Origin of the sequence: Pelagicoccus sp. SDUM812003 (assembly GCF_031127815.1) — a bacterium.
Lineage (GTDB): Bacteria > Verrucomicrobiota > Verrucomicrobiia > Opitutales > Opitutaceae > Pelagicoccus.
Genome location: NZ_JARXHY010000008.1, coordinates 39,155 through 53,104 on the forward strand (window position 1 = coordinate 39,155; position 13,950 = coordinate 53,104).

The following is a 13,950-nucleotide window of genomic DNA, read 5'->3' on the forward strand; positions in this document are numbered from 1 at the left end:
AATACAGGCCTCTTCGCTCTAGAATGGCGCATGATCGTCATGTGGGGCGTGGTCGCCGTGCTGCTCTACTTGGCAGTCTTCAAGAACTTCGAACCTCTGCTCCTCGTGCCCATCGCGTTCGGAGCGCTGCTCGCGAATCTTCCGACCAAGAACATGACCAACCACCCGGCGGGGCCGGTGCTGGCTCCCGTTAACGGTAGCATAGTGACCAGCAATCTCGCCTACGGGCAGACCATCGAGCTGCCCACGGTCATGCACGAGATGCCCACCACGGTGGCTCGCATCGGTTCGAAGGAGGAAGCGATCGCGCTGCTCGAGGAACAGTTCTCCGCCAAGATCAGCGGCGAACAGCTGCTGCTCTACGTGATCCGCCCCGACGCGCTTCACGAGGGATTGGAAACGGAGTTCGACGAAGTGACTGTCAACGCAAACGGAGCCACGATCACCCTCAAGGCGACGGACATCCTCGTCTGGGCGGACGCCTCCGGCAACGTGGCCGAAGCCAACGCCAAGGTGGGAGACAAAGTCGTAGCGGGCACCGAGCTCGCTCGTCTGCACAGCTCCCACACCGGCGGCCTCTACCACTACATCTCCATGGGGATCCTGCTGGAGCTTTTCCCTCCTCTGATCTTCTTGGGAGTAGGAGCGCTCACCGACTTCGGTCCGCTGATCGCGAATCCGCGCGTGCTTCTGCTGGGCGGAGCCGCCCAGTTCGGCGTATTCGCCACCTACGCAGGAGCCATGGCATCGGGACTGTTCAGCTCGAGCCAGGCCGCTTCGATCGGGATAATCGGGGGGGCCGATGGGCCGACCTCCATTTTCCTAGCCAATAGCCTCGCTCCCGAGCTGCTGGCCCCGATCGCCGTCGCAGCCTACAGCTACATGGCCTTGGTTCCGGTTATCCAGCCGCCTATCATGCGAGCGTTGACCTCGGAAAAGGAACGAAAGATCCGCATGAGCAGCCTGCGCAAGGTGAGCAAGCTGGAGAAGCTGATCTTCGCACTGGTGGTCACCATCTTCTGCATCCTTCTGGTTCCGGACGCGTCGCCGCTGATCGGTATGCTCTTGCTGGGCAACTTCATCCGCGAATGCGGTGTGGCCGAACGCCTCAGCAAGGCCGCACAGAACGAGCTGATCAACGTGGTAACGATCTTCCTGGGCACCAGCGTGGGCATCACCATGACCGGCGACCGCTTTCTCAAGGCGGAGACCTTGGCCATCCTCGGCCTCGGCATCGTGGCCTTCGGCGTGGCCACCGCTTGCGGCATCTTCATGGCCAAGGGCATGAACTTGATCTCCAAGAACAAGATCAATCCGCTCATCGGCTCAGCCGGCGTCTCCGCCGTGCCCATGGCCGCCCGCGTCAGCCAGGTCGAAGGACAAAAAGCGGACTCGAGCAACTTCCTGCTCATGCACGCCATGGGGCCAAACGTGGCCGGCGTGATTGGTACAGCCCTCGTAGCGGGCTACTTTATGACTGTAATGGGAGGCGGACACTAATCCCAACAAAACCCTTCAAGCGCCACTGGTGCATCCAGTGGCGCCACTCGTAAGAAAAATGAGGACATTGAAAGAAATCACTCCAGAGGAAGCTGCTTCGTACGTGAGCAACGGCATGACCGTGGGCTTCAGCGGATTCACTCCAGCTGGCGCCGCCAAGGTCGTACCAAAGGCCATCGCCGCCAAGGCCCGTGAAGAGCACCAGTTTGGAAGAGACTTTAAGATCGGCGTAATCACTGGAGCCTCCACCGGAGACTCCCTCGACGGAGAGCTGGCCCGAGCCGACGCCGTCGCGTGGCGCACGCCCTACCAATCGAACAAATACCTTCGCGGAAACATCAACCTGGGAAAAACCAAGTTCTTCGACATGCACCTTTCGGTGCTGCCGCAGAATCTGCGTTACGGATTCCTGGGCGAAGTGGACGTAGCGGTTATCGAAGCCAGCGAGGTACAGCCAGACGGAAAGATCATCCTTTCCACTTCCGTGGGAGCCACTCCCACCATCTGCAATATCGCGGAAAAGGTGATCATCGAGGTCAACGAGTTCCACTCGAATTCCGTGCATGGCATGCACGACATCTACGAGCCGCTCGATCCTCCTATGCGTCGTCCGATCCAGCTGTCCACCTGCTCCGGACGCATCGGCACCGAATACCTGCAGATCGATCCCAACAAGATCGTGGGCATCGTGCGCACCAACCTTCCCGACGAAAACGGCGGCTTCAAGGAACCGGACGAACTCACCAACAAGATCGGAGAAAACGTCGCCACCTTCCTCGCTGGCGAACTTCACAGCGGCCGCATTCCGCATTCATTTCTCCCGATCCAATCGGGCGTGGGCAACATCGCCAACGCGGTGCTGGGAGCCATCGGAGCCAACCCCGACATCCCCGCTTTCGAAATGTACTCGGAAGTCATCCAGGACTCGGTGGTCAAGCTCATGGAGGCCGGACACATTCGCTTCGCCAGCGCTACTTCCCTCACCCTGAGCCCGGAACTGCTAACCCACGTCTACAACAATCTGGATTTCTTCAAGCCGCGCTTCCTGCTGCGTCCTCAGGAGATCTCCAACCATCCGGAACTCGTGCGTCGCTTGGGTATCATTTCCATCAATACCGCCATCGAGGTGGATATTTTCGGAAACGTGAACAGCACCCACGTCATGGGCAAGGAGATGATGAACGGTATCGGCGGCTCGGGCGACTTCACCCGCAACGCCTTCATCTCCATCTTCACCTGCCCTTCCATCGCCAAGGGCGGCAAGATCAGCGCCATCGTTCCTTTGGTCAGTCACACCGACCACAGCGAACACAGCGTACAGGTTCTCATCACCGAACAAGGCATCGCCGACCTGCGTGGGAAGAGCCCGGAAGGACGCGCCCGCTCCATCATCGAGCACTGCGTGCACCCGAGCTACAAGGCCGATCTGGAGAAATACTTCACCGCCGTCACCGCCAACCGAGGTCACACTCCGCAAACGCTGGCCGACGCTTTCAGCATGCACCAGCGTTTCATGGAAACCGGCGACATGCGCAGCAACCCAGCGTAAGCGAAAACGAGAAACACTCTCTCCCAAACAACATCGAACGGCGTCCAACTCGGACGCCGTTTTCTTTTTCAAGGTAGGGCGTGGCCGCCGCGCCACGCCAACACAACCCGACCAGCACCCCTCCCCAATTCCTCCAGAACCACGAACCCAGAACCTGAACCTACTCCACCAAAAACTGGATCTCCGTCAGGTACTTCTCCGGGTTGCCCTTCAAGATCATGCCCGGACCCTTGTGGTAGACCTCGCGCGACGGGGACACCAGCTTAGCTCCCTCCCGTTTGACGACTTCGAACAGCTTGGCATAGCCCTCCGACAGGCGTTCGTATGGCCCCTTGAACAGATAGGTCAAAGCGGTCCCGCCCGGCAGCTCGCGAGACGCTACCCCTTCCTTGTCCACCGCTCGCTTCACTTCGAAACAGGGTTCGATATCCGCGTCCTCCTCCTTGTATTCCCCATCGTAATACAAGCACATCGCCCGACCGGAAATGAAACGGCCCGCATGTCGACCAAGAACCTTGAACCCCTTTCCCACCTCGTCATAGCGCCCCTTCATGCGATAGCCAGCCACCAGCATCGCAGGGATCTGCTTCTCCTCCACCTCGTGAGCGTTGCCCTCCAGTTCTTCGCCAGATGGCGTCACGCGAAGAATCCCGTCGATTTCGTCGATCGACTTGCGAAACGACGATACCTTCGTTTCCAAGTCGCGTCGTTTGGCATTCAAATGAGCGACCAGTTCGCCATCCTCCACGCATTCCTCCAGCAGCTGCTTGATCTCTGCCAGCGAAAAGCCCATCGCCTTGAGCGCTTGAATCACGCGAGCATCCGAAACCTGATCCGGAGCGTAGTAGCGGTATCCACTTTCTGGATCCACGAAATCCGGAACCAGCAGCCCGCGGTCGTGATACAGTCGCAAAGCCTTCACCGTCACGCGAGCAATGCGAGAGAACTCACCAATCGAATAAGTCATGTCCTATCTCCTTTCCTATTCTAGCGCATGGGTTGACGCAGCACCGTACGGAGCTTTTCCGGGGCCGCCCGTCTCGGATCGCTCAAATAGATTTCATGGTGCTTCAGGGCCCGTTCCTTGCCTTGCTCAGCGATAAAGGCATGCAGTCTTTCCACATTCGGACCTTCCTCGCTATACGGCCCTAAATGCATGATTTGGGCGCATTCGCCTTCCTCGTAAACCTCGAATCGTACCCGATCCAAAGCGGCCGGATTATTCTTCTTTCTGACGCGCTCAAGCGCGGCCGCTACCATGTCCTCGCTCACGCAATCCGGCTGCATGATCATTAGCGTCCAGCGCCACTCGTCGAGGCGACGTTCCAGGTAGGCGTCCATATCGTCGGCCCACCAGAGCCCCTCCAGAGGCATCACCACGAAGTCTATGCCCGCATCGCTCTGCTTCGACATGAACTTGAGCGTATACGCCAATGGATACAAAGCCTCCATGGCTTGCTCGAACTCCTTCGACTCCGGGGCGCCGGCGCCATCGATCATAAGATAGCGAAGCGGCGGCACGTCGACCGAAGACACAGATTTGGAGCTGGGGCGATAGAGCTCCATGAGCTCTTTCTTGTAGTCGATCTTCTTCATCGATGCCATCATCATCCCTCCCCCAAGGGGAGAGTCAGCAAGAAAGCGCTATCATGGAAACTTTCATTGACGTCCGAAAGGGTGACGTCATGCTGTCAACTCAACCGCTCATGTCCAAAGCCGACGACAAGAAGAGCAAGCGCAGGAACACGTCCCTGCGCCTCGACAGCGAAATGCTGAAGGCCTTGAAACGGAGAGCCATCGACGAGGAGACTAGCGTGCAGAGAATCCTCGAAAAGCTGATACGGGACTATCTCAAGAAAACCTAGCCGATGCCACTTCACGAAATCACCTACCGCTGGCACTACGCCCCGAGCGAAGACCTGACAAGCTTCCCATCCACTCTTGCGGGTTATCACGTCGACCAGAGCGGTGAGGACCGCTCCTTGGTGGAGCTCTTCGATTCCTTCGATCAGATCCTAAGAAAGACCGGCCTCGTCCTTGAATTCCGCGACCAGCACCTCTCTCTCGTGGACGCGAGCGACCTGGTTTCCGACAGGATCGGCCAGCAACTCGACACGCTTTCGGTTCCTATCCGATGGCAAGACCTGCCCTCCGGATACCTTCGCAGTTTTCTGGAGACCGCTCTCGACCTCAGGGCGGCTCTCCCTCTCATCCGTATCCATATATCCACTCGCAACTTCGACCTGCGCAACCAGGACCGGAAGATCGTCGCTCGTCTGACGCAGATCGCCATCAAGCCGGAGAAATCCAATCTCCACCACAGCGTTATCACGCTCGAACCGCTCATCGGGTATCAGGACGACGCGGAGCTCATCGCCGCTGCCATCGACGACTTCCCCAACTCCTTGCCCAACCCGCCACCATTGCTGGAATCCCTTCTTCAAGCGATAGATTTCCCCGATCCGCCTCCCAAACCGCAAAACGCCGTGACGCTCGAGCCCGAGCAATCCGCTCAGGAGGCCGTGCTCGCTATCGCTCGCGTCATGGTCGAGGCAGCTCGCAAAAACGAAGCCGGAATCATCGACGATATCGATACGGAGTTCCTTCACGACTACCGCGTATCGATCAGAAAACTACGCTCCGTTCTCGCCTTGATCAAAGGCGTTTTTCCCAGCGATGAAACGCGGAAGCTGAAATCCCTGCTCGGTTCCTTCGCCAAAGCCACCAACGGGCTTCGAGACCTCGATGTCTACCTGCTTGCAGAGGAAAGCTACCGCAGCATGGTCCCCGCCAGCCTGCGATCAGGACTCGACCGCGTATTCTCCGACTTTCGAAAAGGCCGCTCGAAGGAGCTGCTGCGCGTTCGCCGGCGCTTGCAGTCCAAATCCTACCAAAGCGAAGCCAAGCGCCTCGAATCGTTTTTCCACCAAGACGAGCCATCGAGCGCCAAACGAAGCGACATCCCAATCGGAGAGCTCTCCGCAGCCGAAATCTATCGCCACTACAAGCTCGTCGCCAAGCAAGGCGCCGCGATCGACCAGGAAACGCCCGACGAAGATGTGCACGAGCTGCGCATCGAATGCAAGAAGCTGCGCTACCTGCTCGAGCTTTTCGCATCCCTCTACCCGGCGGACGAAATCAAGATCATCATCAAAAGCCTAAAACGCCTGCAAAACACGTTGGGCGACTTCAACGATCTCTCCGTTCAGCAAATCGCGCTGACAAACTACCTGCAGGAAACGCCCAATCTCGAACGAAAGACCGCCGCCGCCCTGGGAGGCCTGATCACAAGGCTCGGCGTCATGCAGGACCAGAGAAGGCGCAGCGTATCCAAACGTTTCGTACAGTTCAACGATCGCGACACCAAGCTACGTTTTAAAACGCTGTTCTCCCCTGAACGAAAGGCGGTTTCATGAGCATCATCGCCTGCTACAGCAGCAAAGGCGGCGTGGGCAAGACCTCCGCCGCCATCAACCTGGCCCACGCCTCTTCCCAAGCGGGCAACCATACCCTGCTGGTGGACCTGGACCAGCAAGGAGCTTCCTCCTTCTACTGTCGGGTACGCCCGCCCAAACGGCATCGAGCGAAAAAGATCCTCTCCGACCGCGAAGCCCTGAGCGATGCCATCCGCGAAACCGACCACAGTGGCCTTCACTTGCTGCCGGCCCACCAGTCGTACCGAAACTTCGATGCGCTGCTCGACGGCATGAAGCGGTCCAATCGGCAACTGGCTAAGGTCATCGATCAAATCGCCAGCGAATACGACCACCTGATTCTCGATTGCCCGCCCTCTCTGAGCCATGTCGCGGAAAACGTCTTTCGCGCCGCGGACACCATCCTCGTGCCGCTGGTCCCCACCACGCTTTCCCTGAGAACCTACGAGCAACTGAAGGCCTTCTTCGAGAAGAGCGGCTACAAGCGCAAAAAGATCCACCCCTTTTTCTCAATGGTGGACCAGCGAAAGCGGCTGCACCGCGACATCATGCAAGCGCTGCGCGAATCCGAAAAACGAATACTGGATACGGAAATCCCATACTCCGCCCAGATCGAAGCCATGGGGCTTCACCGCGAGCCAGTGGCCTGCTTCGCCCCCAAGCATAAAAGCAGTCTTGCGTTCCAGCGTCTTTGGCAGGAAATCGACCCCTCGTAATCGCACATGCCTGCTAACCAAGAAATCGAACGCAAGTTCCTGCTCGACTCGCTTCCCTCACAATTGGGGCAAGCCGAGTCCTCCCAGCTTCGCCAAGGCTACCTCAGCGTGGAGGACGCCGAGGTCCGCCTGCGGCAATCGGATGACCGCTACACCCTGACCTGCAAGCGAGGCGACGGTCTCGTGCGGGACGAAGCGGAGATAGACGTTTCCCAAAGCCAGTTCGAAACGCTCTGGCCATTGACAAGCGGTCGGCGGTTGGAGAAGACGCGCTACCGCCTCCCCTACCAAGGCCTACTGATTGAAATCGACGTCTATCACGGTATATTGAAGCCGCTTCGAGTGGCTGAGATCGAGTTTCCAGACCGCGAATCCAGCGACGCTTTCATTCCTCCAGACTATTTCGCCCGCGAAGTCACCGATGACAGCCGATACAAGAATCGGTCGCTTTGCCAATTCGGCGTTCCAAACTAATCCCCCCTACAAGCCTATATGCCGAACTATCAAGTTGGAGTTTTCGCCACGACTGGAAAAAACAGTGACAAAGTCATACTGGTCACTTCACGTACCGGCGAGCGCTGGATCTTCCCCAAAGGCAATACCGAAAAAGGGCGCTCCGACCGCAAAGTCGCGGAAGAGGAGGCCCTCGAAGAAGCGGGCATCATTGGCACTTTGAAATCTGGATACACCGAGTTCGAGGTCTCCTACGGCGAAACCAAGTACCTCCGTCTCTATCAAATGAAAGTGAAGAAGCTGCTCGATAAATACCCCGAGAGCAAAGAACGAAAACGGGCCGTGCTCACGATGGAAGAAGCGTACAAGCGCCTCGGGCCCGACTTGCAAAAGTGCCTGAAAAAGCTCGCTCAAAAGCATCTCTGAGAGCGGATTCGCCCAGGGAATCCCGCTTCGCGAAAGCGGCCCGAGCAACAGCCTCGGGTCCGCCGTCATGCGCCCGTCTCGGCCTGCGAGAAGCGGGTTTCTGGCAGCGTCGAATTCACCTACGAGACACGCCCTAGCTCGTCGCCAACTCGGGCGTAGACCTCGAGCTGCTTGGCTCCGTAGCGCTTAAGATCCTCGCTCAACTGCAGTCGGCCTTTTTCGAAAAGGCTCACCACACAGGAACCGCCAAAAGCGAAATAGCCGAGCTCGTCACCCTTGGAGACCGACTGCCCTTCCTTCGCCGTCATGATGATGGAGCCGACGCAGGTCGCTCCGATCGCCACAAAGGCTACCGTGCCGAGCGATTCCGTCTCCAGCTCGGTGAGCACGCGTTTGTTCTGCCAAAGGTAGCTGGCCGAACGACGCAGAGCGATAGGGCTCACGCTGTAGAGGTCCCCGTTGATCAAACGCTGGCGCATCAGCTTTCCGGATACAGGGGAATGGTAGCGATGGTAGTCGACGGGACACAGTCGCGAGATCACCGCGACGCCATCGGCGAACCGTTCCGCCAGGGCGGCGTCACCGAGAAACGTGGGTAAATCGAATCGCTGCCCTTTCACGTACAAGCCATCGCAGTTTTCCAGATCAGCTATGGCCAGATGGCGCGCGTCCGCGGGCAGAGCCACTGAGGACGCTCCCTCAGCGACTGGTCGGGCTTCGGGTTTCAGTTTCCGATAGAAGAAGTCGTTGAAATTCGAATACGTTTCCACCGGATCCAGAAACTCCTCTTCCTTCAGACCATAGGTCGCGACGAAAGGGAGAATCTTCCGTTTGGAGGACGGCTTATTCATCCTCCAACCGTACCAATGGGAAAACACGGCGCGCTTGGCGAGCAGCCAAAGGCCGACACGTCCCATGGCGGTCTCGTAAGTCCAGCGAAGAAAGGACTCACCGTAGACTTCCTCGACTTGCGTCTGTCCGGTGTAGCGGTTGTAGAATCTAATGTCCGACATGTTGCGCTTTGTGAACCACAGATGGCTCAGATTTTCTCAGAACGAATCCGAAACCTATTCACGAGAACCCTGCTATCTGTGAAATCTGAGGTTATGACAATTTCGCTTTTCCTTAAAACTCAGCGTGACCGGGCACGCGCGGGAAGGGAATGACGTCACGGATGTTGGTCACGCCGGTCACGAACATCAGCAAGCGTTCGAAACCGAGCCCGAAGCCAGCGTGCGGCACGCTGCCATAGCGACGCAGATCGACATACCACCAGTAGTCATCTTCGGAAATGCCGTGCTGCTTCATGTTTTCGAGCAGCAGCTCAAGCCTCTCCTCCCGCTGGCTGCCTCCGACGATCTCGCCGATGCCCGGCACCAGCACGTCCATGGCAGCCACCGTCTTTCCGTCGTCGTTGGCGCGCATGTAGAATGGCTTAAGCGTCTTCGGATAGTCGTAGACCGTGACCGGACATTTGAAATGCTCTTCGGTGAGGTAGCGTTCATGCTCCGATTGCAGGTTCACACCCCACTGCACCGGATGTTCGAAGGTCTTGCCGCTCGACTGGAGCAGCTCGATCGCTTCGGTATAGGGCAAGCGCTTGAAGGGACGGGAAACCACGAACTCCAGCCGCTGCTTGAGCTCCTTGTCGACGAAGTTGAAAAACAGCTCCAGATCAGCGGAGCAGCTTTCCATCACCTCTGCGATGACCGATTTCACGAAGTCTTCCGCCAGCGTCATGTCCTCCTGGAGGTCGCAAAATGCCATCTCCGGCTCCACCATCCAGAACTCGCTGGCATGGCGCGAGGTGTGGGAGTTTTCCGCCCGAAAGGTGGGACCGAAGGTGTAGATGTTTCCCAGTGCGGTGGCATAGGTTTCGCCCTCCAGCTGTCCGCTCACCGTGAGGTAGGTCGACTTGCCGAAAAAGTCCTGCGAATAGTCAATTTTTCCATCTTCGCCGCGAGGCGGATTTTCCGTATCCAAAGTTGTGACACGGAACAGCTCGCCCGCCCCCTCGCAATCGCTGGCTGTCACGATGGGCGTATGCACGTAGAAGAACTTTCGATCCTGAAAGAAACGGTGGATGGCGAAGGCCAGCTTGCTCCGGATTCTGAATACGGCTCCGAAAAGGTTGGTGCGGGGGCGCAAATGGGCGATCTCGCGCAGGTATTCGTTGCTGTGCCGCTTCTTCTGCAGCGGAAAGCTATCGTCGGCGGCGCCGATCAGCTGCAGCTCTACGGCTTGCACCTCCCACGACTGACCCTTGCCCTGCGAAGCGACGAGTCTCCCTTTTACGGATACAGCCGCCCCAGTTGTTATCCCCTTGGATTCGTCGTAGCCCGGCACGCCTTCGTTCACCACGATTTGCAACGATTTCAGCGAAGAGCCGTCGTTGATTTCCAGGAAGAAAAAGGTCTTCGAGTCGCGCCGCGTGCGCACCCAACCTTTCACGAGAACCTCCTCCCGCTCCGATTCGCTGGCTAATAGATCGACAACTAACTGACGCGTCATAAGGCAAATAAGGATTCAATTTTCCAGAGGATGCAAGGCGCGAAAAAACCGAGTCGACCCCAATATCGAGACCGTTTTCCCTAGGACCAAGACTCACTGGCGCCTCCGCAGAAGAGGTCGCACGCTAACGCACCCTCCGCATCAGGACGTAGGCCAGCAGGATCATGAACACCATAGGCGTCCAGGCCGCCCACTCCGGCGGTAGAGCGCCTTCGCGGCCGAGGGCGTTGAGAACGCTGGTCAAGAGATAGAAGGCGAAAAACAGTCCGATCGATTTGGATACGCCCACCGCGGGATTGGTGCGTACGCCAGACACCGCGAAGGGGATGGCGATGCCAGCTACGATGAGGCAACTGGCGGCGCTGGCCATGAGGGCGTGCAGCCTGGCCTCGTAGGTGAGAACGTTTGGATTGTCGTCTTGCGTGAAATTGTCGGTGATGCGCTTGAGCTGCAGAAACGATAGGTCCTTGGGCTTCTTTTGAAAGAGCATCATCAGCTCCGGATCGTCATCGAGATCGACCGCGTCGAGCCGATCGAACGGCGGCATGGTCGTCTTTTCGTCATCCTCGAGATCGTATTGGATATCACGGCCGTCGAAGAGCACCCAATGCCCTTCAACTTCGTCGTAGTAGCCGTAGCGAGCCATGACGCGGCGCACTTCGCGACGCTGCTCATCCATCACGGAAACCGTCACTCCGTAGGCCTGGCTTTTGTACTGGCTGTAGCGGTTGATGAACCACATGCGGCCGTCCTTGCGATTGTCGAAGGACAGGCCCTTCACGATCCCTACCTCGTCGTCGCTTTGGGCCTCGCGGGCCTCTTGGGAAAGACGCAGGTTGAGAATGAGGCGATCCGACTGCTCCACCGACCATGGAATCAGGCTGGAGTTGAGGTACCACAGACCGGCCGACGCGAAGAAGCACGCCAGCCAGATGGAGCGCGTCACCCGAAACACGCTCATGCCGGCGGCTCGGAAAGCCACGAACTCGTTGGCGCGGTGCAGCTGGCCCAAGGAGTATAAAATGGATACAAGGATGGAAGCCGGCAAAGCGATGGTCAGAAAGCTGGGGGCCAGGATGGAATAGTAGAAGGTGATCTCGCCGACCGAGGCCTCGTAGCTGAGCAAGTCGCCGAAGCTGTCCTGGATCTCGAACAGGATGAGCAATCCGAACATGGAGCCGAGCACCAGCACGAAGGCTTTGAGCCACTCTCTAAATACGTATCTGTCGGCGACGCTGAACATAGGTGATGCCCTGTGACACTGCGAGCGAGCCGGGCGAAGTCCAGCGCGTTTCGACATCAGCTTTTTACTGGCGTTTCATAAGCCGCTGTTTACAACTCCGTTGCTAATGACGTCCCAAGCACCGAAAGAGTCCTGGAACTCTCGACTCGGAATAATCCTCGCCGTTGCCGGCAGCGCCGTGGGGCTCGGCAACTTCCTTCGATTTCCTGGTTTGGCCGCTCAGTATGGCGGAGGAGCCTTCATGATCGCCTACCTGGTGGCGCTCTGTCTGATCGGTCTTCCCATTTGCTGGGCGGAATGGGCCATCGGCAGAGCCGGAGGCCAGCGCGGCTTCAATAGCTGCCCGGGCATTCTGGGCGTCATCACGAAAAAGAAGTCGTTTCGGTTTCTAGGGGTCATCGGAGTGATCATCCCGGTAGTGATCTACATGTACTACGTCTACATCGAGGCGTGGTGCCTGGGCTACGCGCTCAATTTCGCATCCGGCGATCTCTATCTCGATTCGGTGGAAGATGCCACCGCGTTTTGGGGAGCCTTCATCGGCATCGAGAAGGACGGTTCCGCGGTCGGCTTCGGATGGCAGCAGGTGGGCGGTTTTCTCCTCGTGGTCTTCATCCTGAACTTCTACCTCATCTATCGCGGGCTCTCGAAGGGGATCGAACTGTTTTGCCGCTACGCCATGCCGACGCTGCTGGTGCTGGCGGTGGTGATTCTGGTTCGCGTGCTGACTCTCGGCACGCCGGACGAAGCCCATCCCGAGCGCAGCGTCTCCAACGGACTGGGCTACATGTGGAATCCGACCAAGCTGGTCATGCACGAGAAAGTGGTGAGCCCCAAGTCCGGTCGAGTCCGCTGGGAGGCGCTGGAGGATGGCGAAGTCGTGGGCGAAACCGCCATCGCCGAGGCGGAGGCCCGAGCCGCGGCCGACCCAGATCTCGAGCTGCGCAGCATCAACATGCTCCAGCAGCTGAGCAATCCGCAGCTTTGGCTGGCCGCCGCAGGACAGATTTTCTTTTCCCTCTCCGTCGGCTTCGGGGTCATCATCACCTACTCCAGCTATTTGAAGAAGGACGACGACGTGGTGCTCAGCGGACTAGCCGCCACCAGCACCAACGAATTCTGCGAGGTGGGTCTAGGCGGCTTGATCACCCTGCCGGCCGGCGTGGCCTTTCTGGGCGTCGCCGGGGTGGCGGGCATGGGCACCTTCGACCTCGGTTTCCGCGTCCTGCCCATGATCTTCTCCGAGATGTGGGGCGGGCAGTTCTTCGGCTTCGCGTTTTTCTTCCTGCTCTTCCTCGCGGCGGTGACCAGCTCGCTCTCCATGCTGCAGCCCGGCATCGCCTTTCTGGAGGAGGCCATGAAAATCAACCGCAAGCAGTCCGTGGCCATCCTGGGCTTCGTGACCGCCATGGGCTGCGCCTTCGTGGTGTACTTCAGCGAAAGCGTCAAGGCGCTCGACACCATCGACTTCTGGATCAACAACCTCTTCATGGTTTCCCTGGCCTTGATCGAAATCATCATCTTCGGCTGGATCATCGGCACCGACAAAGGCTTCGAGCTCGCCCACCGCGGGGCCGCCATCCGCATCCCGCCGATCTTCAAGTTCATCATGAAATACCTGAGCCCGGCCTTCCTGATCGTCATCTTCGGCTCGTGGTTCTACAGCCAGGTGCTCGGCTTCAGCTTCAGCGGCGAGGGACGCGACTACAGCTCCTACATCATCGACCTCTTCATCGAACCCAACCGCACCGCATGGTACAGCGTGGGCCTGATCGCCCTCACCGCCAGCTTTCTGGTGCTTCTGACCATCGGCGGCGCCAGTTGGAACAAAACGACCCCTAAAAAGAAGGAGATCCGATCATGACAATCGGCGGCATCATCATCATGACCCTTTCAGTCGGCGCAGTGGCCAGTCTATTCGTCTGGTGCATCTGGAAAGTGCTCACCACCGAGGGCGAGGACGAAAAGGTCCACGGCTTCGAGATCGAGACTCCCGACAAGGACTGATCCCAACCCTGCGTCCCCTTTTCAACAGGCGTTCACGGCTCCGGCCGGAACGCCTGTTTCGCACCCTGTTGGCGAGCCCAGCTCCGGGGTGGTGGTCTAGGTTGTCCTAGA

At 58.3% G+C, this 13,950-nt stretch carries 14 protein-coding genes; 9 read left to right on the top strand and 5 right to left on the bottom strand.

Translation table 11 applies throughout. The features are described 5' to 3' along the window. Positions 1-39 precede the first annotated feature (39 nt). Positions 40-1,500, top strand: a complete 1,461-nt coding sequence (locus QEH54_RS12335; protein ID WP_345785657.1) for a sodium ion-translocating decarboxylase subunit beta — start codon at positions 40-42, stop codon at positions 1,498-1,500. A gap of 58 nt (positions 1,501-1,558) precedes the next feature. Further along, a complete protein-coding gene (locus QEH54_RS12340; protein WP_309018987.1) occupies positions 1,559-3,049 on the top strand; it encodes an acetyl-CoA hydrolase/transferase family protein in 1,491 nt (496 codons plus the stop codon). Between the two features lie 160 nt (positions 3,050-3,209). Here the strand turns inward: QEH54_RS12340 and QEH54_RS12345 are convergent, their stop codons facing one another. Together QEH54_RS12345 and QEH54_RS12350 are read right to left on the bottom strand one after the other, a co-directional pair. After that, a complete protein-coding gene (locus tag QEH54_RS12345; RefSeq protein ID WP_309018988.1) occupies positions 3,210-4,016 on the bottom strand; it encodes a MerR family transcriptional regulator in 807 nt (268 codons plus the stop codon). Between the two features lie 20 nt (positions 4,017-4,036). After that, positions 4,037-4,645 carry a GyrI-like domain-containing protein gene (locus tag QEH54_RS12350; protein WP_309018989.1) on the bottom strand — a complete coding sequence of 203 codons (609 nt, stop codon included), beginning with the start codon at positions 4,643-4,645 and terminating at the stop codon, positions 4,037-4,039. Between the two features lie 53 nt (positions 4,646-4,698). Between QEH54_RS12350 and QEH54_RS12355 the strand changes: the two genes are divergently transcribed. Genes QEH54_RS12355 through QEH54_RS12375 form a run of 5 tightly spaced genes read left to right on the top strand, consistent with a single transcriptional unit; the run spans position 4,699 to position 8,078 of the window. Continuing rightward, on the top strand, positions 4,699-4,914 hold the full coding sequence (locus tag QEH54_RS12355) for a ribbon-helix-helix protein, CopG family (RefSeq protein ID WP_309018990.1): 216 nt from the start codon (positions 4,699-4,701) through the stop codon (positions 4,912-4,914). 3 nt (positions 4,915-4,917) lie between these two features. After that, positions 4,918-6,465 carry a CHAD domain-containing protein gene (locus QEH54_RS12360; protein WP_309018991.1) on the top strand — a complete coding sequence of 516 codons (1,548 nt, stop codon included), beginning with the start codon at positions 4,918-4,920 and terminating at the stop codon, positions 6,463-6,465. Beyond that, positions 6,462-7,199 carry an AAA family ATPase gene (locus QEH54_RS12365; protein WP_309018992.1) on the top strand — a complete coding sequence of 246 codons (738 nt, stop codon included), beginning with the start codon at positions 6,462-6,464 and terminating at the stop codon, positions 7,197-7,199. Before QEH54_RS12360 ends, QEH54_RS12365 begins: the two co-directional genes overlap by 4 nt. Positions 7,200-7,205: 6 nt before the next feature. After that, positions 7,206-7,673 carry a CYTH domain-containing protein gene (locus tag QEH54_RS12370; RefSeq protein WP_309018993.1) on the top strand — a complete coding sequence of 156 codons (468 nt, stop codon included), beginning with the start codon at positions 7,206-7,208 and terminating at the stop codon, positions 7,671-7,673. An 18-nt stretch (positions 7,674-7,691) separates the two neighbouring features. Beyond that, positions 7,692-8,078: an NUDIX domain-containing protein gene (locus QEH54_RS12375; RefSeq protein WP_309018994.1), complete on the top strand. Its 387-nt coding sequence runs from the start codon at positions 7,692-7,694 to the stop codon at positions 8,076-8,078. Positions 8,079-8,197: 119 nt separating this feature from the next. Here QEH54_RS12375 and asd read toward each other — a convergent pair whose 3' ends face one another. From asd to QEH54_RS12390, 3 genes are all read right to left on the bottom strand, one after another. Beyond that, positions 8,198-9,091: an archaetidylserine decarboxylase gene (asd, locus tag QEH54_RS12380; RefSeq protein WP_309018995.1), complete on the bottom strand. Its 894-nt coding sequence runs from the start codon at positions 9,089-9,091 to the stop codon at positions 8,198-8,200. 112 nt (positions 9,092-9,203) lie between these two features. Next, a complete protein-coding gene (gene asnS / locus QEH54_RS12385) occupies positions 9,204-10,589 on the bottom strand; it encodes an asparagine--tRNA ligase (RefSeq protein ID WP_309018996.1) in 1,386 nt (461 codons plus the stop codon). Positions 10,590-10,713: 124 nt separating this feature from the next. Next, positions 10,714-11,832 carry an LptF/LptG family permease gene (locus QEH54_RS12390; protein WP_309018997.1) on the bottom strand — a complete coding sequence of 373 codons (1,119 nt, stop codon included), beginning with the start codon at positions 11,830-11,832 and terminating at the stop codon, positions 10,714-10,716. 106 nt (positions 11,833-11,938) lie between these two features. On the opposite strand from QEH54_RS12390, the gene QEH54_RS12395 reads away from it, so the two are divergent. Together QEH54_RS12395 and QEH54_RS12400 are read left to right on the top strand one after the other, a co-directional pair. Beyond that, positions 11,939-13,696, top strand: a complete 1,758-nt coding sequence (locus QEH54_RS12395; RefSeq protein ID WP_309018998.1) for a sodium-dependent transporter — start codon at positions 11,939-11,941, stop codon at positions 13,694-13,696. Continuing rightward, entirely contained in the window at positions 13,693-13,839 is a 147-nt protein-coding gene (locus tag QEH54_RS12400) for a hypothetical protein (protein WP_309018999.1), read from the top strand. The genes QEH54_RS12395 and QEH54_RS12400 overlap by 4 nt, the downstream gene beginning before the upstream one ends. Positions 13,840-13,950: the final 111 nt, after the last annotated feature.

Coding starts and splice junctions, on each gene's coding strand:
- QEH54_RS12355 (WP_309018990.1), top strand. CDS start 4,699: ATGGAAACTTTCATTGACGTCCGAAAGGGTGACGTCATGCTGTCAACT.
- QEH54_RS12345 (WP_309018988.1), bottom strand. CDS start 4,016: ATGACTTATTCGATTGGTGAGTTCTCTCGCATTGCTCGCGTGACGGTG.
- QEH54_RS12375 (WP_309018994.1), top strand. CDS start 7,692: ATGCCGAACTATCAAGTTGGAGTTTTCGCCACGACTGGAAAAAACAGT.
- QEH54_RS12360 (WP_309018991.1), top strand. CDS start 4,918: ATGCCACTTCACGAAATCACCTACCGCTGGCACTACGCCCCGAGCGAA.
- QEH54_RS12390 (WP_309018997.1), bottom strand. CDS start 11,832: ATGTTCAGCGTCGCCGACAGATACGTATTTAGAGAGTGGCTCAAAGCC.
- QEH54_RS12350 (WP_309018989.1), bottom strand. CDS start 4,645: ATGAAGAAGATCGACTACAAGAAAGAGCTCATGGAGCTCTATCGCCCC.
- QEH54_RS12400 (WP_309018999.1), top strand. CDS start 13,693: ATGACAATCGGCGGCATCATCATCATGACCCTTTCAGTCGGCGCAGTG.
- QEH54_RS12340 (WP_309018987.1), top strand. CDS start 1,559: ATGAGGACATTGAAAGAAATCACTCCAGAGGAAGCTGCTTCGTACGTG.
- QEH54_RS12395 (WP_309018998.1), top strand. CDS start 11,939: ATGACGTCCCAAGCACCGAAAGAGTCCTGGAACTCTCGACTCGGAATA.
- QEH54_RS12370 (WP_309018993.1), top strand. CDS start 7,206: ATGCCTGCTAACCAAGAAATCGAACGCAAGTTCCTGCTCGACTCGCTT.
- QEH54_RS12365 (WP_309018992.1), top strand. CDS start 6,462: ATGAGCATCATCGCCTGCTACAGCAGCAAAGGCGGCGTGGGCAAGACC.
- asnS (WP_309018996.1), bottom strand. CDS start 10,589: ATGACGCGTCAGTTAGTTGTCGATCTATTAGCCAGCGAATCGGAGCGG.
- asd (WP_309018995.1), bottom strand. CDS start 9,091: ATGTCGGACATTAGATTCTACAACCGCTACACCGGACAGACGCAAGTC.
- QEH54_RS12335 (WP_345785657.1), top strand. CDS start 40: ATGTGGGGCGTGGTCGCCGTGCTGCTCTACTTGGCAGTCTTCAAGAAC.